Origin of the sequence: Oceanidesulfovibrio marinus (genome assembly GCF_013085545.1) — a bacterium.
Classification (GTDB): domain Bacteria; phylum Desulfobacterota; class Desulfovibrionia; order Desulfovibrionales; family Desulfovibrionaceae; genus Oceanidesulfovibrio; species Oceanidesulfovibrio marinus.
This window is the reverse complement of the sequence record NZ_CP039543.1, coordinates 2,710,791-2,736,768: the sequence shown is the minus strand read 5'-3', so window position 1 is coordinate 2,736,768 and position 25,978 is coordinate 2,710,791. Positions and strand designations below refer to the sequence as shown.

The window sequence follows — 25,978 nt, the reverse complement described above, 5'->3', positions numbered from 1 at the left end:
TTACCACTCCCTCTCTCGGATGTTCTGCTCCTCCACCTTGAAGGCGAGCAGCGGCGGCGTGGCTTCGGGGTCGATGCCGGCCTGATAGTCGAAGAGCTCCTTGATTTCCTTGTTGATCTTCTTTTTCAGGCGCACGAGGGGGATGTCCACCGGGCAGGCGCGTTCGCACTCGCCGCACTCGGTGCAGCGGCCGGCCAGGTGCATGGCGTGGATGAGCTGGAACATCATCTTCTCGCCCACGTCGTGGCGCTGGGAGAGCCAGTTGGGATCGCGGCTCTGGGCCACGCAGTGGTCGCGGCACACGCACATGGGGCAGGCGTTGCGGCAGGCGTAGCAGCGGATGCAGCGATTCATCTGCGATTCCCAGAAGGCCATGCGCTCGGCCGGGGTCTGCTCTTCGAACTCCAGGATGTCGGCGTAGACCTGGTCCTCGGGCACGCTGGGCTCGATGGGCTCGCCCACAAAGACGTCGGAGAGCACGGCGTTGTGGTACTGGCAGACCGTGCACTTGTTGTTGAGCACGTCGGCCAGGGCCAGGGCGTGCTCCTTCCCGCCGGCCGTCACCGTGATGGTGTCGCCGGAGATCTGCACGTCGCGGACCATGCCGAGGTCGCCCACGGCGTTCTTGATTTTGGTGAGATCGACCACGCCGGTGCAGGGCATGCCGAAGATCACGAGGTCCTCGCGATCGATGAGGTTTTCCTGCATCAGCTGGACCACGGAGCGGCTGTCGCAGCCCTTGACCACCACGCCCACCTTCTTGCCGCGCAGGCTGGGCAGGTAGGTGGCGGTGTTGTGCACGTTCAGGGGACCCCACTCCAGCTTGTCCACGTCGGCCTCTGTCCGCATGAACAGCGGGGTGGCGTGAATGGGATCGAACCCGCGGCCCCAGCCGATAACGAAGTCCAGCTCCGGCAGGCGCTCTTTGATGGCGGATTTGAGTTCATCAAGATGCGGCACGTTCCACCTCCTGCTTCTCTGCGCCTGCGTTCTCGGGGCTGGCCAGCACGCCGGCCATCTGCTTCTCCAGCTGCTCCATGGAGACGCCGAAGGGCTTGGCCGGTCCGATGGCGTGGATCTCGTCGGTGAAGGTGCCGACAACCTTCTGCCAGCGCTGGCCTTCCGAGGCCGAGACCCAGGTGTAGGAGAACCGCTCCGGCTCGATGCCGATGAAGGGCATCAGCCGCTGGAGGATTTCCAGCCGGCGGCGGGCATAGAGGTTGCCCTCGGAGTAATGGCAGTCACGCGGGTGGCAGCCCGAGACCAGTACGCCGTCGGCCCCGTTCATGAACGTCCGCAGGATGAACAGCGGATCGATACGGCCGGAGCAGGGGACCCGGATGATGCGCAGGTCCGTGGGCTGGGAAAACCGGCCCACGCCTGCCGTGTCCGCGCCGCCGTACGAGCACCAGTTGCACAGGAAGCCGACTATTCGAAGCTCTTTTCCAGCAAGGGGGGGCATAGCGAAGTAACCTCTGCGAGAATCTGGTTATCGGTGAAGTGCTGCAGCTGGATGGCGCCTTGTGGGCACGTGGCCGTACACAGGCCGCAGCCCTGGCACACGGTCTCGATGACCTCGGCCTTTTTCTGGCCGCGGAAATCGATTTCCTTGATCGCGCCAAAGGGGCAGGTGCTCATGCACTTGCCGCAGCCGATGCAGCGCTTGATATCCACCTGGGAGATCTGGGGATCGCTCTCCAGCTGATCCTTGGAGAACATGGCCAGAACCTTGGCCGCCGCGGCGCTGCCCTGGCCCACCGAGGACGGGATGTCCTTGGGACCCTGGCAACAGCCGGCCAGGAACACGCCGGCCGTGTTGGTCTCCACCGGCTTCAGCTTGGGGTGGCTCTCCATGTAGAAGCCGTAGGTGTCGTAGGAGATGCGCAGCTTCTCGGCCAGCTGGGCCGCGCCCTTGGCGGATTCCGCGCCCACGGCCAGGACCACCAGGTCCGCCTCCACCTCGATGGAGGTGCCGGTCAGGGTGTCGGCGCCGCGCACGATGAGGGTGTCGCCCTTCTCGTACACCTGGGCCACGCGGCCGCGGATGTACCGCGCCCCGTACTGCTCCATGGCCCGGCGGGTGAACTCGTCGTAGTTCTTGCCCGGCGAGCGGATGTCCATATAAAAGACGTAGGACTGGGAGTCCGGGATGTGGTCCTTGGTCAGGATGGTCTGCTTGGCCGTGTACATGCAGCAGAAGCCCGAGCAGTAGGGCCGATCCACGGACTTGTCGCGCGAGCCCACACACTGGATGAAGACCACGTTCTTGGGCTCCTCGCCGTTGGAGGGCCGCTTGATGTGGCCGCCCGTGGGGCCGGAGGCCGAGAGCATCCGCTCGTACTGCATCGAGGTGATCACGTCCGGGATGCGGCCGCCGCCGTACTCGGGGTACTTGCTGTGGTCAAAGAGGTCGTAGCCCGTGGCCGCGACAATGGCGCCCACTTCCTCGTGCACGATCTCTTCCTGCTGGTCGAAGCGGATGGCTTCCACCGGACAGACCTTGGCGCAGGCCCCGCACTTGCCCTTGGTGAGCATGATGCACGCCTCGGCGTTGATGGACGCCTTCTTGGGAATGGCCTGCGGGAACGGGATGTTGATGGCCGTGGTCGGGCCGATGAACTCGTTGAACGCGTCCGGCGTCTTCTTGCTGGGACACTTCTCCATGCACTGGCCGCAGCCCGTGCAGAGGTCCCAGTCCACGTACGTCTGCTTCTTGCGGATGGCGACCTTGAAGTTGCCCACGTAGCCGGAAACGTCGTCCACTTCGGACGCGGCGTAGAGCGTGATGTTGGGGTGCTGGGCGATGTCCACCATCTTGGGGCCCAGAATACAGCTGGAGCAGTCCACCGTGGGGAAGGTCTTGTCCAGCTTGGCCATCTTGCCGCCGATGGTCGTGGTCTTTTCCACGAGCACGACGTCGAGACCGCCGTCAGCGCAGTCCAGCGCGGCCTGGATGCCGGCCACGCCGCCGCCCAGGACCATCACGCGCTTGTTGATGTCGAACTTTTTGGGGAACAGGAGCCGGTCCTCGCGCAGCTTGGCAACGGCCATGGCTACCAGCTCGGCGGCTTTGTTCGTGTTCGCGTCCATATCCTTGCCAATCCAGGAGACGTGCTCGCGGATGTTGGCCATTTCGAACATATAGCGGTTCAGGCCGGCGCGCTCCACCGTGCGGCGGAAGGTGGCCTCGTGCATGCGGGGGGTGCAGCTCGCCACCACGACGCCGTCCAGACCGTGCTCCTTGACGGCCTCGACAATGCCTTCCTGACCGGGCTCCGAACAGGCGTACATGGTGTCGGTGGCAAAGGCCACGCCGGGCAGCTTGCGCGCCGCGGCTGCGACCTTTTCGGTATCCACGGTGCCGGCGATGTTCGAGCCGCAGTGGCAAACGAAGACTCCGATTTTCATAAAATACTACTCCTTGGCAGGTGCTGTGACCGGGTAGGGGATGCGCGTGGAAAAACAGCCGGAGGTGCGGCCAGGCTGTTTAGCTCGCGGCATGCGAGGGCTCCTGGATGGCTTTCAGGACCGGGGCCGGGTTCACCGCCAGTTTATCGAATCCCAGCTCCTTCTCGGGCAGGCCCAGGGCGATGCCGAGAAGTTGGGTGTAGTAGAAAATGGGCATCTTGTAATTGGTCTTGTTCGCCGAGTTGATCTGGCCTTGGCGTAAATCCAGGTTCATCTGGCACAAGGGGCAGGCCGTGACCATGGCGACGGCCTTTTCCGCGTAGGCCAGGTCGAGCAGACGGCCCGAAAGCGTGGTCACCACGTCCTTCTGGGCAATGCCGTGCGATGCGCCGCAGCACTCCACCTTCAGACCGTACGGCACCACGTCCGCGCCCAGGGCCTTCAGGATCTCGTCCATGGACGTCGGGTTCTCCGGATCGTCGAACTGCATCACCTCGGGCGGACGGTTCATCAGGCAGCCGTAGTACGGCGCCAGCGCCAGTCCATCCAGCGGCCGGACCACCTTCTCGCGGATGGCATCCGGGCCCACGTCCTCGAAAATGACCTGCAGGACCGACTTGACCGCCACACCGCCGGGCGCGGGCTTGTCCAGAAGCTTGTCCACCTTGGACCTGAACTCCGGGTTCTCCATGCGGTGCGTCGCGGTCTTCAGATTGGTCAGGCAGCTCGGGCAGGGCGTGATCACCGTGTCCAGACCCATGGACTCCGCGATGGACAGGTTGCGGCCGGACAAGGCGGCCGACAGCACGTGGTCCACCGTGTGCGCAGGCGTGGAACCGCAGCAGCTCCAGTCCTCCAGCTCCACAAGCTTGATGCCCAGCGCCTCGCAGACCGCGCGGGTCGAGCGCTCGTACTCCATGGACGTGCCCATGCCGGAGCAGCCCGGATAGTAACCGTAGGTGCGCGCCTCGCTCATCGTTGCTGCTCCTTGTAACGCTCGAAAATCTTGGCCACTTCGTCCCTGCCCTGGATGCGATGTGGCTTGAAGGAAAGCTTGCCCTTGGGAAGGACCTTCGGGCTCAGATCGGTGTCCGTCCAGAAACGGCCCGTCTTGGTCATGTAGGCGGCCATCAGACCCATCTCAAAGACGCGGCCATGCTTCTCCACCGAGTTGAGAAAGCTGTCCACAAAGGTGCGGACCGTGGGCACGGCGTTGTAGTTGTACCGCCGGGCCATGTGCCGCAGCACGTCCATGAGCCGGGCTACGTCGATGTCGTTCGGGCAGCGCGTCGTGCACGACTCGCACGTCGCGCAGATCCAGATCGACCGGCAGCTGAGAACTTTCTCCTTCTGACCCGCCTGAACCAGACGCATGATCTGGCTCACCGGGATGTCGTACGCAAACGTGTACGGACAACCCGCCGTGCAGTTGCCGCACTGGTAGCAAAGCCGAACGTTCTGCTCGCTCTCGGCTTCTACCTCTGCAACAAAATCCGGGTCGTAGGATTTCGTGATGTTGATGACTTCCATAAACTTTCCTTGGTGCGTGGCTTGCTTGATGGTGCGTATCCGAAGAGGGGTTGATGTGCTTTTTCAAATAGGAACGCCCGCGAGATGGCATGTTGGATTTTTTGAGACTGCCTCTCGCGTGTGTTCAGGGGCCTTGGTTCTTGTGGGGTCCGATTTATTCGCAGGGGTTTGGAGGTTGCAGCGTCTTGTCCGGGCAGCCACCCGGAAGAGGGGATGAATCCCCTCTCCCAGATGGCAGGAGCCGCGGAAGTTACATGGCAGCTTCGTAAATGGCGGCAACGTCCTCGTCCTTGGGGCAACGAGGGTTCGTGAAGCCGCAAGCGTCCTTTTGAGCGTTGGCGGTCATGATCGCGATGTCCTCGAACTTGACCTGCTTGCCGTAGCGCTTGCCGAGTTCGACTAGGCCGGCAGGGATGCCGACGTCGGTGGACAGGCGCTTGATCTCTTCGAGAGCCACTTCAGCGGCGTCGCGCTTGGACATCTCGGAGATGTTGGCGCCCATAATTTCGGCCATTTTCGCGAAACGATCAACCTTGGCGATGAGGTTGAACTTCTCGACGTGCGGCAGGAGAATGGCGTTGCATTCGCCGTGGGGCAGGTCGTAGAAGCCGCCCAGCTGGTGAGCCATGGCGTGCACGTGGCCCAGGGAGGCGTTGTTGAACGCCATGCCGGCCAGGTACTGAGCGAAACACATGGCTTCGCGGGCTTCGATGTCCTGACCGTTGGCCACAGCGGCGCGCAGGTACTGGAAGATCAGCTCGATGGACTTCTCAGCACAGGCGTCGGTCATGGGGGTGGCGATGGTGGAAACGAAGGCTTCCACAGCGTGGGTCAGGGCGTCCATGCCGGTGGCGGCGGTCAGCGCCGGAGGCATGCCGACCATCAGCAGCGGATCGTCCACGGCGATGTTCGGGGTCACGCGCCAGTCAACGATGGCCATCTTAACCTTACGGGAGAGGTCCGTGATGATGCAGAAGCGGGTCATCTCGGAAGCGGTGCCGGCGGTGGTGTTCACGGCCACGTACGGGGGCAGCGGCTTGGTGGACTTGTCGATGCCTTCGAAGTCGTGGATCTTGCCGCCGTTGGAGACGACGAGGCCGATACCCTTACCGCAGTCATGAGAGGAGCCGCCGCCCAGGGTGATCAGGCTGTCGCATTTCTCGGCTTTGTAGACGTCAACGCCCTTGTGGACGTTCTCGTCGGTGGGGTTGGGGATGGTTTCGTCGTAGACGGCGTACTTCATGCCCGCGCCATCCATCAGGTCGGTGATCTGCTTCAGGATGCCAGCGCCGACGATACCCTTATCGGTGACGATGAGGGGCTTGGTTCCGCCGAGAGCCTGGATTTTACCAGGGATTTCTTTGGCAGCGCCGATGCCGATGAGCGTGACGTTCGGGATAAAGAAACCGTACACTTGTTCACGAACACTCATAACACACTCCATGGGGTTAATAGGTTGGCGGGGATCAAACCATTTTCATTTGGCAGCGTCACAACTCCATAGGCATTTTTCGGGCCAAAAACGTATGAATCGCTATTTCAGTGCGTTATCGTGACATGCCAGAATTGGGGCGAATCCATCTGACCCATTCCCGCAACAAACGGCCCCGGCCTAGGAACGTGCGCCGGGGAAGGTGTGTGTTAAAAAGTAGGAAAATCGGTGTATTGAACTGGTGTGTCAGGAAGGGACGGCCAAAATGACACAGAGTGCGTCATTTTGGCACATTTGCCTCAAACCTTCACAAGCCGTATTTTTCAAGCTTGCGGTAAAGCGTCTTTCTGCCAATGCCCAGAGCCTGGGCAGTCTTCTGGCGGTTCCCGTCATAGAGCGAAAGCATATGCACGATATGCTCTTTTTCCATGGCTTCCAGGGTGTTTGCGGCTGGAACGGTGCTCATGATCAGGCTGTCCGCCTGGCGCTCCACCAGCTCCTTGGGTAATGAACTTTCTGTAACAAGTCCGTTTTCCGCAAGGATCAGGCTGCGTTCCAGCACATTGCGCAGCTCGCGCACGTTGCCGGGCCAGTTGTAGGTGAACAGGCAGGCCATGGCCTTGTCGGAAATGGTCGCCGGCTCGGCGCGGGTGGAAAGCCTTCCGAGAAAATGCTCCACCAACAAGGGGAGGTCTTCCTTACGTTCGCGCAAAGGCGGGATTTCGATCTTGAAGACGTTGATGCGGTGGAACAGCGCCTCGTTGAACTCGCCGTCCTCCACGGCCGCGGCAAGGTTTCGGTTGGTGGCGAAGAGGAAGCGGATGTCTGCCTGCCGTTCTTCCTTACCGCCCACGCGCCGGTATTTTTTGGTCTCCAGCACGCGCAGCAGCGAGGCCTGCACCTCCAGCGGCAGGTCGCCTATCTCGTCCAGGAAGAGCGTACCCTTGTTGGCGTACATCATGAGGCCTTCCTGGCTCTCCGTGGCCCCGGTGAAGGACCCTTTGGCGTGACCGAAGAGCTCGCTGCGCATCAGCTCGCGCTGGAGCGTGGCGCAGTTTTTCACGATCATGGGCTGGGCCGCGCGTGCGCTGCGGTCGTGGATCACCCGGGCGACCACGTCCTTGCCCGCGCCGGACTCGCCAGTGAGCAGCACAGGCACGTCGGTAGGCGCCACCTTGTCCACAAGATACAGTATCTGCTTGATGGCCTTGGACTTGCCGATGAGCCGCCAGGAGTGGTTGTCCGAGTCCTGGGAGTGGCGCAGGCCGCGGTTCTCCCGCTGCAGGCAGACGCGCTGGAAGGCGCGGTCCATGACGAGCTCGAGCCGGTCCAGGGCAAAGGGCTTGGGAATGTAGTCGTACGCGCCCATGCGCATGGCCACCACGGCGCTGTCGATGTCGCCGTGGCCGGTGATGAGCACGATCTCCACGTCCGGGATGCGGCCCTTGAACTCCTCGAACAGCTCCAGGCCGTCGGCGTCGGGCAGGCGGATGTCCAGGACAATGACATCGTACATCTTCTTCGCGAGCTTATCGCGCGCTTCCTTGGCCGTGGAGGCGGTCTCGATGTTCCGGTCCTCGGTGGCCAGCTCCTTTTCCAGAAGGCGAAGGATGGGCTGCTCGTCGTCGACGACGAGTACATTGTACGGGTTAGGCATTGATGTCGTCCGGGTTTGTCGGCAGGACCACGATGAACCTGGAGCCCTTGCCTATCTGGCTTTCCACCGTAATTTCACCCTTGTGCCCGCGCACGATGTTGTAGCAGGTGGACAATCCCACACCGATGCCTTTGCCCACGGGTTTGGTCGTGAAGAAGGGCTCGAAGAGCTTGTCCTTATTTTTCATGGGAATGCCGCATCCTGTATCCGAAACCTCGAGACGAATCCAGTCTTCCGCAGGGGTGGTCGAGGTGCGGATGGTAATGGTCCCGCCGTTCCTGGCTGCATCGGGGTTGCTGGTCAGGGCGTCCACGGCGTTGGTCAAAAGGTTCAGCAATACCTGCATGATCTGGGGCGCGTCGCCGAAGCTGATGGGCAGGGTCTCGGTGAGCGCGGTCTGCACTTTTATCTGCGGCTGGCTCTTGAAGTAGTGCTCCAGGAGCTTGAGCGTCTCGGTAACGATGTCGTTGATGCTCATGGGCGAGAAGGTGCAGACCGGATGACCGAAGGTGAGCAGCGAGTGCACGATGTCCCGGCAGCGGTTGCACTCGTTGACGATGGTCTTGGTGTACTCGCGGAAATCGTCGGCCATGGAAGGATCGACATCGTCGGCGATGCGCGCCAGCTTGCGCTGCAGCCCCTGGGCGTAGCCGGATATGGCCGCCAGGGGGTTGTTCACCTCGTGGGCCACGCCCGTGGCCAGCACGCCCAGCGTGGCCATCTTCTCGGCCTGGTAGTACTTGGCCTGGTAGATTTTCTCCATGGTCACGTCGCGCTTGAAGATGAGCACGCGGTGCTTGGGCCACTCCTGGTTCTTCAGCGGCGAGGCGATCATCTCGTAATGGCGGTTGGTGCCATCGATGCGGAAGATGGCCGTCTCCTTGCACACCTTGTTGGTGGAGAGGGAGCGGAAGGCCGGGCACTCCGGGCAGGGGTGCGTCTCGTGGCGGAAAAGCTCGAAGCAGTAGTGGCCTTCGGGGTTGGGAATATCCGGGAAGGTCTCGTTGAAGACGTGGTTCACGGAGATAATCTTCAGGTCCTCGGTGAGCACCATCATGAGGTCGCTGATGCCGTCCAGGATGGCGGCCGTCTCACGGCGGCGGTCTTCGGTTTCCTGGTTCTTGGTCTCAAGCTCCTCGATCTTGTGGCGAAGCTGCTCGAAGAAACCGAGCTTGGTGTGCTCGATGCCGACGAGGTCCTCCAGATGGGCGGGCCGAGCCGGAGCAGCGTGCGGACACATGTCCGGTTCGCCAATGGGCATAATGGGCTTGCGTCGGTTGGTCGTCATCACCACGCTTCCTTGCAAATGCTTTGCAGGTCTTCACATGTCACGTCGCGGGGGTTGGTCATGGTGCACGCGTCGTACACGGCCATTCTGCAGATGGGTTCCAGTACCTCCGGGTCCGGCAGGATCTCCCGCAGGTGTGTGGGCACATTCAGGGTTTGGAAAAGTCGTTCGAGGTGCTCGATGCCTGCATACGCCGCGGACACATCGTTCTTGTGGTCCCTGCCCGTTGTGATTCTGCCGATGGCCGCCATTTTTTCTATGCACTCCGGCAGGTTGAAGCGCATGACCGCGGGCAGCATGATGGGGTGGACCAGGCCGTGCAGCACGTCGAACATGCCGCCCAGGGAATGAGCCAGAGAGTGGAGCGCCCCGAGCCCTGCGTTGGAAAAGCTCATGCCCGCAGCCGTGCTGGCGATGGAAAGCTGCTCCAGCGCCTTGGGGTCGCGATGCTCCACAGCGCGTTCCAGGTTTTCGACGAACAGACGGATGGCCTGCAGGGCATGGTGATCCGTGAACGGCGAGGCCAGCCGCGAAACATAGGACTCCACGGCGTGGGCCAGGGCGTCCACGGCCGAGGCGATGATCAGCTCCTGAGTCTTGGTCCGCAGCATGGTGGGGTCGATAATGGAAATGTTCGGCACCAGGGAACGGCTGATGATCGACATCTTCACCTTGCGGGAGACGTCCGTGATGATGGAGTACTGCGTCATGTCCGAGCCACTGCCGGCAGTGGTCGGGGCGGAGATCATGGGCGGCAGGGGCCGCATGATGCGGTTGGCGCCCTCGTAGTCGGCGATGTTGCCGCCGTTGCCGGCAATGATGCCGATGCCTTTGCCGGTGTCGATGGGACTGCCGCCGCCCAGGGCGACGATGACGTCGCAGCCTTCCGCGAGATAGACCTCCACGCCGGCGTGCACCTGGCTGTCGCGCGGGTTGGAGTCGATCTCGTTGAAGTAGACGCACTCCAGTGAGTCCTGGGCAAGAAGGTCCATGACCATCTGGACCCAGCCGGCGTCCTCCACACCCATATCGCTGACAAGAAGGATGCGCCGAGCGCCGAGCCCCCGTGCGCAGCTGGCAAGGTGCTTGATCGCTCCATTTCCGAAGATAACTTCAGGGATGGCGAACTTCGTGGTAAAATTTGAAGACATGTACCACCTTCGCAGAGTGAGTTTTATAAAGAAGTTGCTTCCTGGAGAGTAATAGTCAAGTCCTGTTTTGAGCGCAAATCGTAATCGTGCAATATAGCGGTATGATAGGCTTGTGTGTATTTGCCCTCAATCGGCATACGCGCTGTGGCGTGGTGGTCGAGCCGGAATCCGGCCGCCAGGACCCGGACAAAAAAACGCCCCCGAAGCGAGTTCGCTCCAGGGGCGTTTTGCCAAGGGAGGGTGTTCTAGAAGGGCCAGATCATGGGGATGACCAGCACGCAGATGAAGAAGCTGATTATCTGCAGCGGCCAGCCGGCCTTGAAGTAGTCCATGAATTTGTAGTTACCCGGGCCCAGCACGATGGTGTTGGGGGGCGTGGCAACGGGGGTCAGGAAGCAGGCTGAGGCCGACATAGCGATGCCCATGACGATGGGCAGGGGCGAGATGCCGCCCTGGACAGCGATCGGTATGGCCAGGGGTGCCATGAGCGCGGCCGTGGCCGTGTTGGACATGAAGTTGGTCACCAGCGCTGTGATGGCGCAGCATACGGCGAGGATGAGGTAGGGGTTGTGCACCAGTGTGACCACTTCCTCGGCGATCATTGAGGCGGCGCCGGACTTCTGCATGGCCGTGGACATGGAGAGCATGCCCGCGAACAGGAAGATGGTGGTCCAGTCAACGGACTTGAAGGCCTCCTTCATGGTCATGCAGCCGGTGATGACCACGAGGCAGGCGCCCAGCATGGCGGCCACTTCCAGGGCCAGGAACTTGGTGGCCATGGCCGCGACGACAAAGGCGAAGATAAGCAGGGCCCAGATCATCTTCTCGGGCCGCTTGGGCTTCTGGGCCAGCTCTTCCTCGCTGCACTCCACTACGGAGTCGGGCAGGAACTTCTTGCCGATGAATGCATAGTACAGGATGCCGACGACGAAGAGGACGATGCCGATCTTGGCGAACTCGAAGAAGCCGAAGGGGTTCACGCCTGCCGGGCCCATTTTTTCCAATACGGAGTTGACCAGGCCGTTGGGCGGCGTGCCCACCAGGGTCATGGTGCCGCCCAGAGAGGCGCCGAAGGCCACGGGCATGAGGATCTTGCCGGGCCGGATGTTGGCGCTGGCGCACATGCCCATGATCATGGGGATGGCCACCACCGTGGTGCCGGTGTTGGAGAGAAAGGCGGACAGGATGCCCACCGAGGTCATGGACAGGATGAGCAGCTTGGCCTCGCTTCCCTTGGAGAGCTTGACCGTCATTTTGCCCACCTTGTCGGCGAACCCGGTGACAAAGGTGGCCTCGCCCACGATGAACATGGCCATGAAGATGATGACCCACTTGTTGCCGAAGTTGGCGAAGGCCGCCTTGGATGGAATGATGTGGAATATTGAGAGGGATACAGGGACGAGCATGGCCGTGATAGGGAGCGGTATCACCTCTGTGAAGAACAGAATGGCCGCGACAAAGAGGATGGCCAGGGTGATGTAGGCATGGGCCGCCGAAGGTGCCACGCCGCCGTCCTGCGCAAAGCAGACTCCGACGGTGAGCAGTACCACGACGGCGATCAGCGAGACCGCGAGAAAGATTTTCTTGGTCATATACCCCTCACTTTATATAGGACAATTGATGGATGGTTGGGGGCATCCCCAGGACATTGATCAAAACCAATGCAGGGAGCCGCCCGCCTGCGTACAGCACAGGCGGGCGGCCCGGGTCAGCTAGCCATAACTCTCTACGAATGCGTTGATGCGTTTGCGCGAGGAGGCGATGCGTTCGCGCAACTGAAGGGCGTAAGCGTCCAGGTCGTCGATGGGGGCGGTGGCTACACCGGTGTCCATGGCGGCCTTGGCCACGGCCGGGGTTTCCCATTCAAGCATGCGCGGGTCGAGCGGCTTGGGGATAACGTAGTCGTAGCCGAAGGTGAGCTCCTTGACGCCGTAAGCGTCGCACATCTCGCTGGGAACGGGCTCCTTGGCCAGGGCGGCCAGAGCCTCGGCCGCGGCGACCTTCATCTCCTCGTTGATCTCCGAGGCCTGCACGTCCAGCGCGCCACGGAAGATGTACGGGAAGCCGGAGACGTTGTTCACCTGGTTCGGATAGTCGGTGCGGCCGGTGCCCATGATGCAGTCCGGCACCGCATCCTTGGCGTCCGCGTAGGTGATCTCCGGGTCCGGGTTGGCCATGGCGAAGATGATGGGGTTCTTGGCCATGCCGCGGACCATGTCCTTGTTCACCAGGTCTTTCCGGGACAGGCCCAGGAAGACGTCGGCGCCCTTGAGGCACTCCTCCAGGGTGGCGTCCTTGGCCTGGGCGAACTCTTCCTTGTACTTGTTCAGGCCCTCGCGTCCCTTGGTGATCAGGCCGCGGGAGTCGAACATGTAGATGTTCGCGGGATCGATGCCCAGGTTGACGTAGAACTTGGCGCAGGCAATGCCGGCCGCGCCGGCGCCGACCACCACCGCTTTCATGTCTTCCATCTTGCGGTTGGTGATTTCGGCGGCGTTGATGATTCCGGCGCCGGAGATCACGGCCGTGCCGTGCTGGTCGTCATGGAACACGGGGATGTTCATCGCGGCCTTGAGCGCGTCCTCGATGTAGAAGCACTCAGGCGCCTTGATGTCCTCCAGGTTGATGCCACCGAAGGTGGGCTCCATGGTCTTGACGACCTCGACGAGCTGCTCGGGATCGGTGATATCCAGGTTGATGTCGTAGACATCGATGTCCGTGAAAGTCTTGAACAGCACGCCCTTGCCTTCCATGACCGGCTTGCCGGCCAGCGGACCGATGTTGCCCAGGCCCAGCACGGCGGTGCCGTTGGAGACCACGGCCACGAGGTTGGAGCGGCCGGTGTACAGGGCTGCATTGGCCGGGTCCTCGACAATGGCCTTGCACGCCTCGGCAACGCCGGGCGAGTAGGCCATGGAGAGGTCCTTCTGGTTGTTGCAGGGCTTGATCGGGATGACCTCCAGCTTACCCCGGCGGGGGGAGCTGTGGTAGTCCAGCGCTTCTTGTTTGGTAAACAAAGCCATGCGAATCTCCTCCGATTCTGCGTATGCGGGCTTTTAAAGCTCGTAGTTGGGCGTTGCGTACTGTTCCGCGCCGTGGGCGTCGTTCACGACCAGCAGCGGGAAGTCCTTGACGGTAAGCTTGCGGATGGCCTCGGGTCCGAGCTCGTCGTAGGCGATGACCTCGGACTCGGTGATGCGCTGTGAAAGCAGGGCGCCGGCGCCGCCGGTGGCGCCGAAGTAGACGCCCTTGTACTGCACCATGGCGTCGCGGACCTCCTGAGTCCGCTTGCCCTTGCCGATGCTGGCCTTCACGCCCAGGCTGTGCAGCCTCGGCGCGTAGACGTCCATGCGGCCGCTGGTGGTGGGGCCGGCCGAGCCAATGGCGCAGCCTGGGGGGGCCGGAGCCGGGCCCACGTAGTAGATGACCGAGCCTTCGAGCTCGAAGGGCAGGGTCTCGCCCTTGTCCAGGGCCTCGATGAGCTTTTTGTGCGCGGCGTCGCGGGCCGTGTAGATCGTGCCGGTGAGGTTGACCACGTCGCCGGCCTTGAGCTGGACGATGTCCTCATCGGTGAGCGGGGTGGTGAGGTTGTAAGTCGCCATCAGAGAACGACCTCCTTGGTGCGGGATGAGTGGCATTGCACATTGACGGCCACGGGCAGGCTGGCGATGTGGCAGGGGTGCATCTCCACCTTCACGTCCAGGCTGGTGGTCTTGCCGCCCAGCCCCATGGGGCCGATGCCCAGGTCGTTGATCGCCGCGAGCAGTTCCTCTTCCATGGCCGCGATCTCGGGATCGGCGTTGCGTTCGCCGATGGGCCGGAACAGGGACTTCTTGGCCAGGGAAGGCGCGAGGTCGAAGGTGCCGCCGATGCCCACGCCCACCACGGTAGGCGGACAGGGGTTGGGGCCGGCCTCGGCCATGGTCCGCACTACGAAGTCCTTGATGCCGGGCCAGCCCTGGGCCGGCTTGAGCATGGCGACCTTGGACATGTTCTCGGAGCCGCCGCCCTTGGCCATGAACTTGATGCGCAGCTCGTCGCCGGGCACCACGTGGCTGTGGATGATGGCCGGAGTGTTGTCCCCGGTGTTCTTGCGGGTCAGGGGATGGCAGAGGGACTTGCGCAGGTAGCCCTTGTCGTAGCCTTCCACCATGCCCTCGTTGATCACCTGCTCCAGAGTGCCGCCTTCGATCTGCACGTCCTCGCCGTAGTCCACGTAGAAGACCGCGGCGCCGGTGTCCTGGCACAGGGCCAGCTGGGTGTTGCGCGCCAGGTCGGCGTTGTCGATGAGCTGGGTGAGCACTTCCTTGGCGGATTCCGACTCCTCCTCGTCCAGTGCGCTTTTGATGGCTCCGTACACGTCGTCCGGCAGAATGCGGCAGGCGTCCATGATCATGTCGCGCACCGCGTCACGGATATCCTGGGCCTTAATGCTTTTCATGGCAGCACCCTTTGTGTTTGAGAGCGTTGATCACGGCCTTGGGCAGAATGCCTTTGACCGAGTTGAGGGTCAGCATGCGGCGCATGATGCCGAGCTGGTCCTGCAAGGGGATGTGCTTGGGGCAAACGTCTTCACAACCCAGAAGGCCCATGCAGCCGAACACGCCCTGATCGTTGCCGATGACGTCGTAGTAGTCGTCTTCGGAGCGCTGGTCGCGGGGATCGATGTAAAAGCGGGCGATGCGGTTGATGGAGGCCGCGCCCAGGAAGTCCTCGCGCATGCGGGCCGTGCCGCAGGCCGCGATGCAGCAACCGCATTCGATGCAGCGGTCGAGCTCGAAGATCTGCTCGGCCACCTCGTTCTCCATGCGCATCTCCTCGTCGGCCGGATCAAAGGCCGCGTCGTTGGAGTGCACCCAGGACTCGATCTTGGTGCCCACGCCGCGGAACCAGGTGCCGGTGTCCACGGAGAGGTCGCCCAGCAGCTTGAACACCGGCAGTGGATGCAGGGTGATCTCGTTGGGCAGGTCCTTGGTCTGGGTGTGGCAGGCCAGGCCGGGACGGCCGTTGATGACCATGCCGCAGGAGCCGCAGATGCCCGCCCGGCAGCAGAAGTCCACCTTCAGGGTGGGGTCCATCTCATCGCGGATCTGGGTCAGGGCGATGAACAGGGTCATGGAGTCGTACTCGGTGATGTGGAACGATTCCATGCGGGGCTGCGATTTCGGATCGTCGGGGTTGTATCGAAACACCTTGAGATGAAGCTTGCGATTCATTGCCATTGTCCTCCGCTAGCCCTTGCTCTTGGCTTCTTTGAGGTTTTCGAGAGACTCTTTGGGAACCTCGAACTTCTTCTTGGGCAGCTCGTTGGGGATGATTTTGCCGCCGCCGTAGCCGCGTTCGCCCGGGGGCAGCTCGTAGTAGGGAGAGGCGTCCTCGTACTTGAGGGTCGGCATGTTGGAGCCTTCCTTCCAGTAAGCCAGGGTGCGGTTGAGCCAGTCCTTGTCGTTGCGTTCGGGGAAGTCCTCGCGGGTGTGGGCGCCACGGCTCTCGGTGCGCTGCAGGGCGCCGTAAGCCGTGCACTGGCAGAGCTTGATCATGCCCTGGAGGCGCAGGGCGGTGGACATCTCCGGGTTGAAGCCGGGGATGTTGCTCTGCAGGGCGATGCGATTGGCGCGGTCGTGCAGCTCTTCCAGAGTGTCCACGGCCTTCTGCAGGTCCTTGCCGTTACGGAAGATGAAGACGTTTTCCATCATGGTCTCACGCATCTCGGCGCGCAGCTCCAGGGCGTTTTCGCCGCCCTTGCGTCCGGAGACGATGTCCTCGATGCGCTCATTGAGCTTGGTCTCGGCGTCGCGCAGGGCCGCGCTGGTGAAGTTCACCGAGGCGCCCTTGAGGTACTTCACGATCTGCTTGCCGATGTAGCGGCCGGCCACCACGGTCTCGGCCAGGGAGTTGCCGCCCAGGCGGTTGAAGCCGTGCATGTCCCAGCAGGCGGCCTCGCCGGCGGCGTAGAGGCCTTTGAGCCCGTAGGCCGCGCCGTCGCGGTTGGTGCGCACGCCGCCCATGGAGTAGTGCTGCGTGGGCCGCACCGGGATGAGCTGGTCGATGGGGTTCACGCCCAGGAAGTTGGTGCAGATGTCGTAGACTTCCCGCAGCTTGGTGGTGATGTGCTTGACGCCCAGGTGGCGGATGTCCAGCCAGAGATGGTCGCCGTAGGGCGATTTCACGCCCAGGCCCTTGCGCATGTGCTCGGTCATACGGCGGGAGACCACGTCGCGGGAGGCGAGCTCGGCCTTCTCGGGCTCATAGTCGGGCATGAAGCGGTGCTCGTTGACGTCCAGCAGGGTGCCGCCGTCGCCGCGACAGCCTTCGGTGACCAGGATGTCGGTGGGCACGGTGCCGGTGGGGTGGAACTGCACGGCCTCCATGTTGCCCATGGGAACCAGGCCGGTGTCCAGGGCGCAGATCTGGCCGCCGCCGTCGCAGATCACCGCGTTGGTGGTGGCGGAGTAGCAGCGTCCGTAGCCGCCGGTGGCGATGAGCGTTGCCGTGGCGAAGTAGGCGCGCAGCTCGCCGGTGCGCATGCAGCGGGCGATGCAGCCCAGGCAGTTCTCGCCGTCGTGGATCAGGATCTCGGCCTGGGTGCGGTCGTGGATGGTCACGCCGTACTGCAGGCACTTGCTGTCCAGGGTGTTGAGCACGGAGCGGCCGGTGCCGTCCGCGGTGTAGCAGGTGCGCCACTTGGCCGTGCCGCCGAAGGCGCGGGCGTGGATCAGCCCGTGCTTCTCCTTTTTCTCCTCGGCCTCGAAGGGCTTGCCGCCCTTGTAGTAGGTGTGGGTGCCGGCGACGACGCGGTTCCACGGCACGCCCCAGTGCGCAACCTCGCGCATCACGATGGGCGCGGTATCCGCGAAGATGCGTGCCACTTCCTGGTCTGCGCCCCAGTCCGAGCCCTTGACCGTGTCCTGGAAGTGGATGTCGGGGCTGTCGCCGTCACCCATGATGGCGTTGCCGAGTGCCGCCTGCATGCCGCCCTGGGCGGCGGACGAGTGGGAGCGTCTGGGGGGCACGATGGACAGGCAGATGGTCTCGAACCCGGCCATCGCCGCCTCAACGGCCACGCGTTCCCCGGCAAGGCCGGCTCCTATGCACAGGACGTCTGTATAAAATATCTGCATTGAATCACTCCGTGCTTAGAAAGTGAGGAAGGAGAACCGCGCGAGGGTGATGAGGCCGATAGAGATGAAGATGGCCATCATCACGTACTCGGCCTTTTGGTACCAGGCGCGCTTCTGGCTGGAGATGAAGCCGTACTTGACGCCGATGCGGTAGAAACCGATGCCGACGTGGATCTCGGCCATGGGCAGCAGGACGAGGTAGAAGGGCAGCCAGGGCCCGTCCTGAATGCGCGCCGCGCTCTTGGCCGCCGAGATGGGCAGGTCCGTAAGCACCACGAACATGTGGATGGACGCGAGCACGAGGATGACCAGGGCCGTGACCACCTGCACCAGCCACATGGTGGTGTCCTTGTGGTGCATCATCTTGCTGTGCACGCGGAAGGCCTTCAGCTCACCCTGCTCAAAAGGCATCTTGCGTGCGGCCAGCACGAAGTGCACCAGCATGAGCAGGAAGATGATGGGGCCGCCCACCTGGGCCATGTAGGTGGCCTCGAAGAAGCGCGCCAGCGCGTTCATCACGCCCGGGCCGATGACCACGCTGGAGACGAGAATCAGGTGCGCCCAGAGAAACGCGATGAGCAGCACGCCGGAGACGACCATAAGGAAGTCCAGCCGGCCGGAGATCTTGCTGCGTTGCGGAACATGCAATGTCATGGTGCTCGAATTCATGGATGCAATCCTCCAAAGACTGTTCCTTCTGTTTTCGGACCTGGACGGCGCGGCCCTTCATGCCAGCCGTCCCGACCCCGGTTCCTATGCGATGTGACGCGGAGCCCGGCCGCTCGTTGCGGCGTGTCCGTGTCGAAGTTCTGATGGTTCACCAGTCGCTCCATGCTTCCGGCCGAACGGAGCGCGCAAGGACCCGCCGCGCTGCCAAGGGGAAGTCAAAAAGCGCGGCGGGTCGAGCGCTACCCCGTTACGGGATGTCGTCCTCCCAGCATGTGCCGTACCAAGCGCGTTACAAAATCTAATGTAATAAATGCGGCTTGTTGGAACGGATACAATAAAAGCGGTGAATTCGTTTCCTGCAATACAGGAGGGAAGTGTTCCTGCTGGACAAGAATTCTTCCTGCCAGAGAAGGCAGCGTTCTTTGAGGGGAGGAAATAAAAAACGCCGCGCCGCACTCGAATCGGTGCGGCGCGGCGTTTGTGCCGGGGGAAATGGTCGCCGGAGCGGTTTAACGCGATGAAAGCCCGTGCTTCTTGAGCAGGGCGTAGAGCCGCGACTGGGATAGGCCGGAAAGGCGGATGGCCTCTTTCATGTTGCCCTTGGTGGCGCTCATCAGCCCCTTGAGGTAGCGGCTCTCGGCATTGGCGCAGATGGCGTCGCGATACGGCTGGAGCTCGGGTATCTCATCAAAGGTGAAGGTCTCCTCTTCCAGCGGCTCGAACGGCTCGTCGAACTCGGACACGCTGATGCGGTTGCGCGCCACCTTGGCCCGGATGCTGGACGGCAGGTGCTGGGAGAAAAGGTAGGGGTCCCGCTTGGAGGAAGTCAGCGCGTGCTCCAGGGTGTGGATGAGCTCGCGCACGTTGCCGGGCCAGTCGTACGCCTCCAGGGTCTCGATGAAGTCCGTGCTGCACCCCTTGGGCGTTGCGCCGGCGCGTTTGCAGATCTCCTCGATGACATGGGTGGTCAGCGGCTTGATGTCGTCCGGACGTTCGCGCAGGGGCGGCAGGTGGATGTGGATGGAGCGGATGCGGTAGAGCAGGTCCTTGCGGAAGCCGTTCTCCTCGGCCATGGCGTCCAGGTCCCGGTTGGTGGCCACCACCAGGCGGAAGTCGCTCTTCTGGACCTCCTTGCCGCCCAGGCTGCGCACGGCGCGTTCCTGCAGCACGCGCAGGAAGCTCTTCTGCAGCGAAAGGGGCATCTCGCCCACCTCGTCCAGAAACAGCGTGCCCTTGTCCGCCTGGAAGATTAGACCGACCTGGTCCTTTTCCGCGCCGGTGAAGGCGCCTTTCTTGTGGCCGAAGAGGATGGACTCCACGATGCTCTCAGGCAGCGCGGCGCAGTCCACGATAATGAAGGGCCCGTCCGCCCGGGTGCTGTTCTCGTGGATGGCGCGGGCAAAGAGCTCCTTGCCCGTGCCGGTCTCGCCGGTGATGAGCACGTTGGAGCCGCTCTCGGCCGACTGGGCCACTAGGTCCAGGGCGCGGGTCAGGGCCGCGCTCTCGCCGATGATCTTCTCCCGCCGCAGCGCCTTGATGGTCTTGCCCACGCAATCGGCCTGGCGCGCGCGGTGGTAGTCCAGGGCGCGCTTCAGGGTCAGGGATATCTGCTGAATGCTGTGGGTCTTTTCGATGTAGTCCCAGGCGCCGTTGCTGATGGCCAGCTCGGCTCCTTCCGGCTCGCCCTTGCCGGTGATGATAATGACCTCAGGATTGGAGGGAGTGGCGGTGAGATCGCCCAGAATGGAAAGGCCGTTGCCGTCCGGCAGCCGGACGTCCAGAAATATGATGTCGAACGGGCGGGAGCGGGCCAGATCGAGCCCTGCGGCCAGTGTTCCGGCGCTTTCCGCCTCGCAGCCCATGCGCCTGACGGCCCGGGAGAGCGCGTAGCACATGGGTTCGTCGTCATCAATGATGAGTACGTGCGCCATTCGTGTTCGCCTCGTGCGTCATGGTTGTCGTGTCAGGTTTGTTCTGGTCCAGCAGCTTCCGCACGGCCCTGCATATCTCGATGGTGTCAAAGGGCTTGCGGAAGAACGCCGAGACCCCTGCCTTCTTGAGATCCTTGGGCACCCGCTGCAGCCGGCCGTCGCCCTCGAACCCGCTGCACAGGATAATGGGCAGATCCCCGTTGATCTGCTTGATCTCCTTGATGAGCTCCGCGCCGGTCATCTTGGGCATGAGCTGGTCCGTGAGCAACAGATCGAAATCGTGCGGCGCGTGCAGGAAAATGTCCAGGGCGTCGCGGCTGTCGTTGCAGCTTGTTACCGTATAGCCCAGGCGGGTGAACAGCTTGTGCAGCGAGGAGAGCAGGTCCTTGTCGTCGTCCACGATGAGCAGGGACTCCGTGCCGTGGGGCAGGTCGAGCCGCCGCGCGGCCGGAATGTGCTCGTGCTCCTCCTCCACGCAGGGCAGCAGCACGCGGAAGACCGAGCCCTTGCCCAGCGAGCTGTTCACGGTGATGGCGCCGCCGTGCATGGTGACGATGGACTGGGTCATGGACAGGCCCAGGCCAGTGCCGCGGGATTTTCTGCGCGTGGTGTAGAAAGGCTCGAAGATGCGTTTGAGGATGACGGGCTTCATGCCCACGCCCGTGTCCTGCACCGAGAGCCGGGCGTAGCTGCCGGCCTTCAGGTTCATGGCGCGGGCCTCGTCGGCGTCCAGCTCCACGGCGTCCAGCTCCACGGTGAGCACGGCCTTGAAGCCGCGCATGGCCTGTTCCGCATTGGTGCAGAGGTTCATGATCACCTGGAGCAGCTGGTCCGGGTCGGCCTTCACGCGGATATTGTCCACCAGCATGCTGACGTGCACGTCCACGTTGGCCGGCAGGATGGTCTGCACCAGCTCCATGCACTCCTCGGTGACGCGCGCCAGGTTCACGGCGCTGCGCGGCGTATCGGCCTTGCGGCTGAACTCCTTGATCCGGCGCACCAGGCTCTTGCCGCGCTTGGCCGCCTTGTGGATGTGCTGGAGGTCCTCGTAGACCGGGCTTTCCTTGTCGGTATCGTACATGGCGAGCTCGGAGCAGGCGGTGATGGCTCCGAGCACGTTGCTGAAATCATGGGCAATGCCGCCGGCGAAGATGCCGATGGCTTCCATCTTCTGCGCCTGCATCAGCTCCCGCTCCAGCTGCCGCCACGGCTTGAGGATGGAGTTGATCATCAGGATGCTCACCGGCAGAACCACGAGGATCAGGACGATGACCACGCCGGCGCCCACGGTGACGATGGCGTGGCGGTGGATCTTGGCGAAGCGCTGGGAGATGCGCTGCTGCTCCTTGACGATGTCGTTGATGTACAGGCCCGAGGCGAGCCAGTACTTGGTGCCCGGAATCATGTGGGCATACACCAGCTTGGGCAGCAGGGTGGTCTGGCCGGGCTTGTAGAAATTGTAGGTGACAAAGCCGCCGCCGGCCAGGGCCTTGTCGCTGAGCTCCTTGATGTAGCGGTGGCCCTCGTTGTCCTCGATCTCCAGGCGCCTCTGACCGCGGAACTCCGGGTGGAACGGGTGGGCGATGTTTATGCCGTCGGTATTGTAGACAAAGTAGTATCCGTTCTCCTCGTAGCGCACGTCGTTGATGACCTGGCGGATTTGATCTTCCTGGTCTCCGCCGTCGGCTACGGTCTCGCTGACCATTTCGCTCAGGGTTTCGGCAAGGCTGATGACCGCGGCCTTGAGCGTGCGCTCGTGGCCGGAAAGCATCAGCTCGCGAGCGGCGACCTGGGTCTCTTTCTGCGACTTGTTGATGTAGTAGCTGTAGACGACGCTGATCGCGGCGGCGAATAGCGACAGGAAAACCAGTAAGGCGCCAACTCTACTGATTATTGTGAAGCTGCGATGGGAAAAGAAGGTTCGTAGCTTGAACATGCTGCCCGTGGTTTCGGCGTTATAGGGGGTGCGGTGTTACAAATGATGCCGATAGCGGCTGATGTCAAATCCCGCGAGCGCCTACTCTGTGTCTGGAACGTAATAAATACAGGCACAAAGTCACACGGCGTTTCCCGGAGAGATGCGTTTCCCTGCCCGAAATACATGAAGAAAAGGAGGCGGGTGGAAAAAAGTCAAACCCGGTCAATTTTTCGCGGATTGGCGTTCCCAGACCGCGCGTGCAACCACTATATGGCGAAGCACAAACAGTGCCAGCATACAGGGCTTCCGAAAAGCGCCAGAAAGCTGCAGTGTTATCTGTCCAACAGTAAATGGAACCGTTCACGGCGCGCCATTTTTCCTGTCCGACAGGAATTCGTGGCGTTCCGACGCGGCGGCCGCTTTCTCACACCGTGTAGTGATGTCGGGTATCAGCATGGCGCTACGTCCGTGCAGGGCATGACATGCGCGCACTGTATCATCCGTCAGAAAACCAGACTGTATCTGTATAATTTCGCACAACGGCAAATATATCTCTGCACATGAATAGCTTGAAACAATATGTATTCCTGCGATGCAGGAAATGATTCAACTGATACAAGAATTAGTCTTGCGCGGGGAATGATTAACAGACAAATATTCCATCATTTTGGGTTGTTAATCTTCCTGAATGTGTGGCATGTCCCGTGCAGGCCCTGCGGCGTCGTAGACCGCCGGCCTCGCGGTACTGTGCTCCGTACCGGCTGTCGGTCCTGGTTAGATTGCTCTGCGGCGTTCGCCCGCAACAACTTTTGAGGAGAGGACATGCCGAACACCATTCTGGAAAAAGAACAGCTTATCCCGGATCAGACCAGCAAGCTGGTCATCGACGCGCCTGAGATTGCAGCCAAGGCCCGGCCCGGAAACTTCGTCATTTTGCGCGTGGACCCCCGAGGCGAGCGCATCCCCCTGACCATTGCCGACGCCGACAAAGAAAAAGGCACCATCACCATCGTCTACCTGGTGCTGGGCAAGACCACGGCCATGCTCGAAGACCTGCAGGTGGGCGACGCCATCCTGGACCTCTGCGGCCCCCTGGGCAAGGCCACGGACATCGAGCAGGAAGGCACTGTCGTCTGCGTGGGCGGCGGCACCGGCATCGCGGCCATGCACCACATCGCCAAGGGCCACCACGAGGCCGGCAACAAGGTCGTGGCCATCATCGGCGCGCGCACCAAGGATCTTTTGCTCTTCGAGGACGAGCTCATGCGCTTTGCCGACGAGGTTCTTGTCTCCACGGACGACGGCAGCTACGGCCACAAGGGCCTGGTCACCGAGCTGCTCGAAGACCGGCTCCAGAGCGACAAAAGCGTGTTCGAGGTCGTGGCCGTGGGCCCGGTGCCCATGATGGCGGCCGTCTCCAAGGTCACCGAGAAGTACGACGTCAAGACCACGGTTTCCCTGAACTCCATCATGGTGGACGGCATCGGCATGTGCGGCGCCTGCCGTGTCACCGTGGGCGGCGAGACCAAGTTCGCCTGCGTGGACGGCCCGGAGTTTGACGGTCACAAGGTGGACTTCGTGGAGCTGGGCAACCGCCTGCGCTACTTCAAGAGCCTGGAGTGCGTCTCCTACGACGACTTCAAGGAGTGCAAGTGCGCGGAAAAAGAGGGCAAGAAAAAGAAGGCCAAGAAGCCGGCGCAGCCCCGCGTGCCCATGCCGCACCAGCCGCCCGAGCAGCGCATCACCAACTTCGACGAGGTCGCCCTGGGCTACTCCATGGATATGGCCGTGACCGAGGCCGCGCGCTGCCTGCAGTGCAAGAAGCCGCAGTGCGTCAAGGGCTGCCCGGTGGAGGTGAACATCCCGGACTTCATCGCCGCCCTGGTCCAGCGCGACGTGGAAAAGGCCTACAAGGTCATCAAGGGCACCAACAGCCTGCCTGCCGTGTGCGGCCGCGTCTGCCCGCAGGAGAGCCAGTGCGAGGGCAGCTGCATCCTGGGCGTCAAAGCCGAGCCCGTGGCCATCGGCCGGCTGGAGCGCTTCGTGGCCGACGAGTTCTTCCACCGCGACGCCTGCGACCTCATCTCCGACAAGCCCGAGTGCCCGCTCATCGACGAGGAAAAGAAGGTGGCCTGCATCGGCTCCGGCCCCTCGTCCCTCACCGTGGCCGGCTACATGGCCTCCCGCGGCTGCAAGGTCACCGTGTTCGAAGCCCTGCACGAGCTGGGCGGCGTGCTGGTCTACGGCATCCCGGAGTTCCGCCTGCCCAAAAACAAGATCGTGGGCAAGGAGGTCAACGCCCTGAACGACCTGCAGGTGGAGTTCAAGACCAACGCCGTGGCCGGTAAGACTTTCTCCCTTCAGGAGCTTTTCGACCAGGGCTACAAGTCCGTGTTCATCGGCGTGGGCGCCGGCCTGCCCAAGTTCCTGAACATCCCCGGCGAGAACCTGAGCGGCGTGTTCTCGGCCAACGAGTATCTCACCCGCATTAACCTGGGCCGGGCCTACAGCTTCCCGGACTTCGACACGCCCATCGTGCGCGGCAAGAAGGTCACCGTGTACGGCGGCGGCAACGTGGCCATGGACGCGGCGCGCACGGCGGTGCGCCTGGGCGCGGAGAGCGTGCACATCGTCTACCGTCGCACGCAGGACGCCATGCCCGCGCGCAAGGAAGAGGTGGACCACGCCGTGGAAGAGGGCGTGATCATGGAGTGCCTGGCCTCGCCCCTGGAGTTCAAGCCCGGCGAGGACGGCAACCTGGGCAGCGTGCGGCTGCAGCGCATGGAGCTGGGCGAACCCGACGACTCGGGCCGGCGCCGGCCCGTGGCCATCGAGGGCGACATCTACGAGCTGCCCACCGACCTCGCGGTCATCGCCGTGGGCACACGCTCCAACCCGGTGCTCCTGGAGAGCGAGCCCGACCTGAAGCTGAACAAATGGGGCTACATCGAGGTGGATGAAGAAACCGGCGAGACGAGCATGCCCAACGTCTTTGCCGGCGGCGACATCGTTACCGGCGCCGCCACGGTGATCCTGGCCATGGGCGCCGGCCGCACCGCCGCCAAGGAGATGGCGAAGCGCCTGGGCTGCGAGTAGAAAACATCACAGACTCAAGCTTCTATTGTCGTGTGTCTGGGGGACGCTGTCCCCCAGGCCCCCGGCACGGGGAACTCAGTTCCCCGTGACCCCGGAAATGGGTCAAGGGAGCACTGCTCCCTTGCGGGGAGTATGAGGGGCAGCGCCCCTCAGGACTCGGCGGCCAGCCCCAGCAACTCCGGCGTGATGTTCATGGACACGAGCCGCGGCTCCCGCTTGCCGGGCCGGATGCGGTTCATGCAGGCGTAGCCCTGCTCGATGCGCATGATCGAGCCGACCTCCATGGCCAGCACATGGGCCAGGAAGACGCGGTTCACGCCCAGGTGGCCCACCACAAGGTGGTCACGTTCGGAGTCCGCGGCCAGCGCCAGAATATTCTCCAGGGCCGGCACCACGCGCCGCGCCAGATCGGCAAAGCTCTCCCCGCCGGGCGGACGAAACCCGGCCAGGTCTTTGCCACGCGCCTCGAAGGCGGCCAAGTCCCGCTGCTTCAGCTCGGCCATGGGCAGGCCGTCCCACTCGCCGAGATCGATCTCCGACAGCTCCGGCACGGGGGTGACTGCCCCGCCGCAGGCAACCAGCGCCGCTGTCTCGCGTGATCGCGACAGCTCCGAGCACCAGACCGTCTCAAATTGGTCCGGGCCGAGCCGCTCTCCCCACCAGCGGGCCTGCTGCCGGCCGCGTTCGTCCAGAGGCGCGTCGGTGCGGCCCAGAAACCGCTTGATGTGAAACATCTCCACGCGGCCGTGCCGCATGAGGCAAAGCTCGCCCATCGGG

At 62.7% G+C, this 25,978-nt stretch carries 20 protein-coding genes and 1 pseudogene; 2 read left to right on the top strand and 19 right to left on the bottom strand.

The genetic code is table 11. The annotated features are described in order from the left end of the window. The 18 genes from E8L03_RS12085 to E8L03_RS12000 all read right to left on the bottom strand — a co-directional run bounded on the left by E8L03_RS12085 (window position 1) and on the right by E8L03_RS12000 (window position 22,123). On the bottom strand, window positions 1-960 hold the full coding sequence (locus E8L03_RS12085; protein ID WP_144307509.1) for a 4Fe-4S dicluster domain-containing protein: 960 nt from the start codon (window positions 958-960) through the stop codon (window positions 1-3). Next, on the bottom strand, window positions 947-1,462 hold the full coding sequence (locus E8L03_RS12080) for a hydrogenase iron-sulfur subunit (RefSeq protein ID WP_144307508.1): 516 nt from the start codon (window positions 1,460-1,462) through the stop codon (window positions 947-949). The genes E8L03_RS12085 and E8L03_RS12080 overlap by 14 nt, the downstream gene beginning before the upstream one ends. After that, window positions 1,429-3,408 carry a CoB--CoM heterodisulfide reductase iron-sulfur subunit A family protein gene (locus tag E8L03_RS12075; RefSeq protein WP_144307507.1) on the bottom strand — a complete coding sequence of 660 codons (1,980 nt, stop codon included), beginning with the start codon at window positions 3,406-3,408 and terminating at the stop codon, window positions 1,429-1,431. Before E8L03_RS12075 ends, E8L03_RS12080 begins: the two co-directional genes overlap by 34 nt. 79 nt (window positions 3,409-3,487) lie before the next feature. Next, window positions 3,488-4,384, bottom strand: a complete 897-nt coding sequence (locus E8L03_RS12070) for a CoB--CoM heterodisulfide reductase iron-sulfur subunit B family protein (RefSeq protein WP_171267493.1) — start codon at window positions 4,382-4,384, stop codon at window positions 3,488-3,490. After that, window positions 4,381-4,938 (bottom strand): 4Fe-4S dicluster domain-containing protein, encoded by a 558-nt coding sequence (locus E8L03_RS12065; RefSeq protein ID WP_171266949.1) that lies wholly within the window; start codon window positions 4,936-4,938, stop codon window positions 4,381-4,383. The genes E8L03_RS12070 and E8L03_RS12065 overlap by 4 nt, the downstream gene beginning before the upstream one ends. Window positions 4,939-5,188: 250 nt before the next feature. Further along, window positions 5,189-6,370: an iron-containing alcohol dehydrogenase gene (locus tag E8L03_RS12060; protein ID WP_144307488.1), complete on the bottom strand. Its 1,182-nt coding sequence runs from the start codon at window positions 6,368-6,370 to the stop codon at window positions 5,189-5,191. 307 nt (window positions 6,371-6,677) lie between these two features. After that, window positions 6,678-8,027, bottom strand: a complete 1,350-nt coding sequence (locus E8L03_RS12055; protein WP_171267492.1) for a sigma-54-dependent transcriptional regulator — start codon at window positions 8,025-8,027, stop codon at window positions 6,678-6,680. Then, window positions 8,020-9,267, bottom strand: a complete 1,248-nt coding sequence (locus tag E8L03_RS12050; RefSeq protein WP_144307497.1) for a two-component system sensor histidine kinase NtrB — start codon at window positions 9,265-9,267, stop codon at window positions 8,020-8,022. The genes E8L03_RS12055 and E8L03_RS12050 overlap by 8 nt, the downstream gene beginning before the upstream one ends. 47 nt (window positions 9,268-9,314) lie before the next feature. Beyond that, a complete protein-coding gene (locus E8L03_RS12045) occupies window positions 9,315-10,466 on the bottom strand; it encodes an iron-containing alcohol dehydrogenase (RefSeq protein ID WP_171267491.1) in 1,152 nt (383 codons plus the stop codon). Window positions 10,467-10,711: 245 nt separating this feature from the next. Then, complete coding sequence (locus E8L03_RS12040; RefSeq protein ID WP_144307491.1) at window positions 10,712-12,058, bottom strand: SLC13 family permease; 1,347 nt, start codon at window positions 12,056-12,058, stop codon at window positions 10,712-10,714. 120 nt (window positions 12,059-12,178) lie between these two features. After that, complete coding sequence (locus E8L03_RS12035) at window positions 12,179-13,489, bottom strand: malic enzyme-like NAD(P)-binding protein (RefSeq protein WP_144307492.1); 1,311 nt, start codon at window positions 13,487-13,489, stop codon at window positions 12,179-12,181. A gap of 33 nt (window positions 13,490-13,522) precedes the next feature. After that, window positions 13,523-14,068 carry a Fe-S-containing hydro-lyase gene (locus tag E8L03_RS12030; protein WP_144307493.1) on the bottom strand — a complete coding sequence of 182 codons (546 nt, stop codon included), beginning with the start codon at window positions 14,066-14,068 and terminating at the stop codon, window positions 13,523-13,525. Then, window positions 14,068-14,907: a fumarate hydratase gene (locus E8L03_RS12025; RefSeq protein ID WP_144307494.1), complete on the bottom strand. Its 840-nt coding sequence runs from the start codon at window positions 14,905-14,907 to the stop codon at window positions 14,068-14,070. The genes E8L03_RS12030 and E8L03_RS12025 overlap by 1 nt, the downstream gene beginning before the upstream one ends. Beyond that, the gene (locus E8L03_RS12020) at window positions 14,894-15,682 is read right to left on the bottom strand and encodes a fumarate reductase iron-sulfur subunit (protein WP_144307495.1); all 789 of its coding nucleotides are present in this window, start codon (window positions 15,680-15,682) and stop codon (window positions 14,894-14,896) included. Before E8L03_RS12020 ends, E8L03_RS12025 begins: the two co-directional genes overlap by 14 nt. Before the next feature lie 15 nt (window positions 15,683-15,697). Beyond that, window positions 15,698-17,587, bottom strand: a complete 1,890-nt coding sequence (locus tag E8L03_RS12015) for a fumarate reductase flavoprotein subunit (RefSeq protein ID WP_171267490.1) — start codon at window positions 17,585-17,587, stop codon at window positions 15,698-15,700. Between the two features lie 15 nt (window positions 17,588-17,602). Further along, window positions 17,603-18,256 (bottom strand): fumarate reductase cytochrome b subunit, encoded by a 654-nt coding sequence (locus E8L03_RS12010; protein WP_144305481.1) that lies wholly within the window; start codon window positions 18,254-18,256, stop codon window positions 17,603-17,605. A 509-nt stretch (window positions 18,257-18,765) separates the two neighbouring features. After that, on the bottom strand, window positions 18,766-20,187 hold the full coding sequence (locus E8L03_RS12005) for a sigma-54-dependent transcriptional regulator (protein ID WP_144305480.1): 1,422 nt from the start codon (window positions 20,185-20,187) through the stop codon (window positions 18,766-18,768). Further along, window positions 20,165-22,123 (bottom strand): cache domain-containing protein, encoded by a 1,959-nt coding sequence (locus E8L03_RS12000; RefSeq protein ID WP_171267489.1) that lies wholly within the window; start codon window positions 22,121-22,123, stop codon window positions 20,165-20,167. The genes E8L03_RS12005 and E8L03_RS12000 overlap by 23 nt, the downstream gene beginning before the upstream one ends. Before the next feature lie 804 nt (window positions 22,124-22,927). Between E8L03_RS12000 and E8L03_RS20900 the strand changes: the two are divergent. Together E8L03_RS20900 and gltA are read left to right on the top strand one after the other, a co-directional pair. Further along, window positions 22,928-23,767, top strand: a pseudogene (locus E8L03_RS20900) (sulfide/dihydroorotate dehydrogenase-like FAD/NAD-binding protein); the annotation flags it as partial. Window positions 23,768-23,818: 51 nt separating this feature from the next. Continuing rightward, window positions 23,819-25,201, top strand: a complete 1,383-nt coding sequence (gltA, locus tag E8L03_RS20895; RefSeq protein ID WP_216367972.1) for an NADPH-dependent glutamate synthase — start codon at window positions 23,819-23,821, stop codon at window positions 25,199-25,201. A gap of 149 nt (window positions 25,202-25,350) precedes the next feature. Here gltA and E8L03_RS11990 read toward each other — a convergent pair whose 3' ends face one another. Next, window positions 25,351-25,974, bottom strand: coding sequence for a histidine phosphatase family protein (locus E8L03_RS11990; protein ID WP_171267487.1), 624 nt, complete (start codon window positions 25,972-25,974; stop codon window positions 25,351-25,353). Between the last annotated feature and the right edge of the window lie 4 nt (window positions 25,975-25,978).

Coding starts and splice junctions, on each gene's coding strand:
- E8L03_RS12065 (WP_171266949.1), bottom strand. CDS start 4,938: ATGGAAGTCATCAACATCACGAAATCCTACGACCCGGATTTTGTTGCA.
- E8L03_RS12080 (WP_144307508.1), bottom strand. CDS start 1,462: ATGCCCCCCCTTGCTGGAAAAGAGCTTCGAATAGTCGGCTTCCTGTGC.
- E8L03_RS12030 (WP_144307493.1), bottom strand. CDS start 14,068: ATGGCGACTTACAACCTCACCACCCCGCTCACCGATGAGGACATCGTC.
- E8L03_RS12010 (WP_144305481.1), bottom strand. CDS start 18,256: ATGAATTCGAGCACCATGACATTGCATGTTCCGCAACGCAGCAAGATC.
- E8L03_RS12015 (WP_171267490.1), bottom strand. CDS start 17,587: ATGCAGATATTTTATACAGACGTCCTGTGCATAGGAGCCGGCCTTGCC.
- E8L03_RS12020 (WP_144307495.1), bottom strand. CDS start 15,682: ATGAATCGCAAGCTTCATCTCAAGGTGTTTCGATACAACCCCGACGAT.
- E8L03_RS12005 (WP_144305480.1), bottom strand. CDS start 20,187: ATGGCGCACGTACTCATCATTGATGACGACGAACCCATGTGCTACGCG.
- gltA (WP_216367972.1), top strand. CDS start 23,819: ATGCCGCACCAGCCGCCCGAGCAGCGCATCACCAACTTCGACGAGGTC.
- E8L03_RS12025 (WP_144307494.1), bottom strand. CDS start 14,907: ATGAAAAGCATTAAGGCCCAGGATATCCGTGACGCGGTGCGCGACATG.
- E8L03_RS12040 (WP_144307491.1), bottom strand. CDS start 12,058: ATGACCAAGAAAATCTTTCTCGCGGTCTCGCTGATCGCCGTCGTGGTA.
- E8L03_RS12050 (WP_144307497.1), bottom strand. CDS start 9,267: ATGTGTCCGCACGCTGCTCCGGCTCGGCCCGCCCATCTGGAGGACCTC.
- E8L03_RS11990 (WP_171267487.1), bottom strand. CDS start 25,974: ATGGGCGAGCTTTGCCTCATGCGGCACGGCCGCGTGGAGATGTTTCAC.
- E8L03_RS12055 (WP_171267492.1), bottom strand. CDS start 8,027: ATGCCTAACCCGTACAATGTACTCGTCGTCGACGACGAGCAGCCCATC.
- E8L03_RS12075 (WP_144307507.1), bottom strand. CDS start 3,408: ATGAAAATCGGAGTCTTCGTTTGCCACTGCGGCTCGAACATCGCCGGC.
- E8L03_RS12035 (WP_144307492.1), bottom strand. CDS start 13,489: ATGGCTTTGTTTACCAAACAAGAAGCGCTGGACTACCACAGCTCCCCC.
- E8L03_RS12000 (WP_171267489.1), bottom strand. CDS start 22,123: ATGTTCAAGCTACGAACCTTCTTTTCCCATCGCAGCTTCACAATAATC.
- E8L03_RS12045 (WP_171267491.1), bottom strand. CDS start 10,466: ATGTCTTCAAATTTTACCACGAAGTTCGCCATCCCTGAAGTTATCTTC.
- E8L03_RS12060 (WP_144307488.1), bottom strand. CDS start 6,370: ATGAGTGTTCGTGAACAAGTGTACGGTTTCTTTATCCCGAACGTCACG.
- E8L03_RS12070 (WP_171267493.1), bottom strand. CDS start 4,384: ATGAGCGAGGCGCGCACCTACGGTTACTATCCGGGCTGCTCCGGCATG.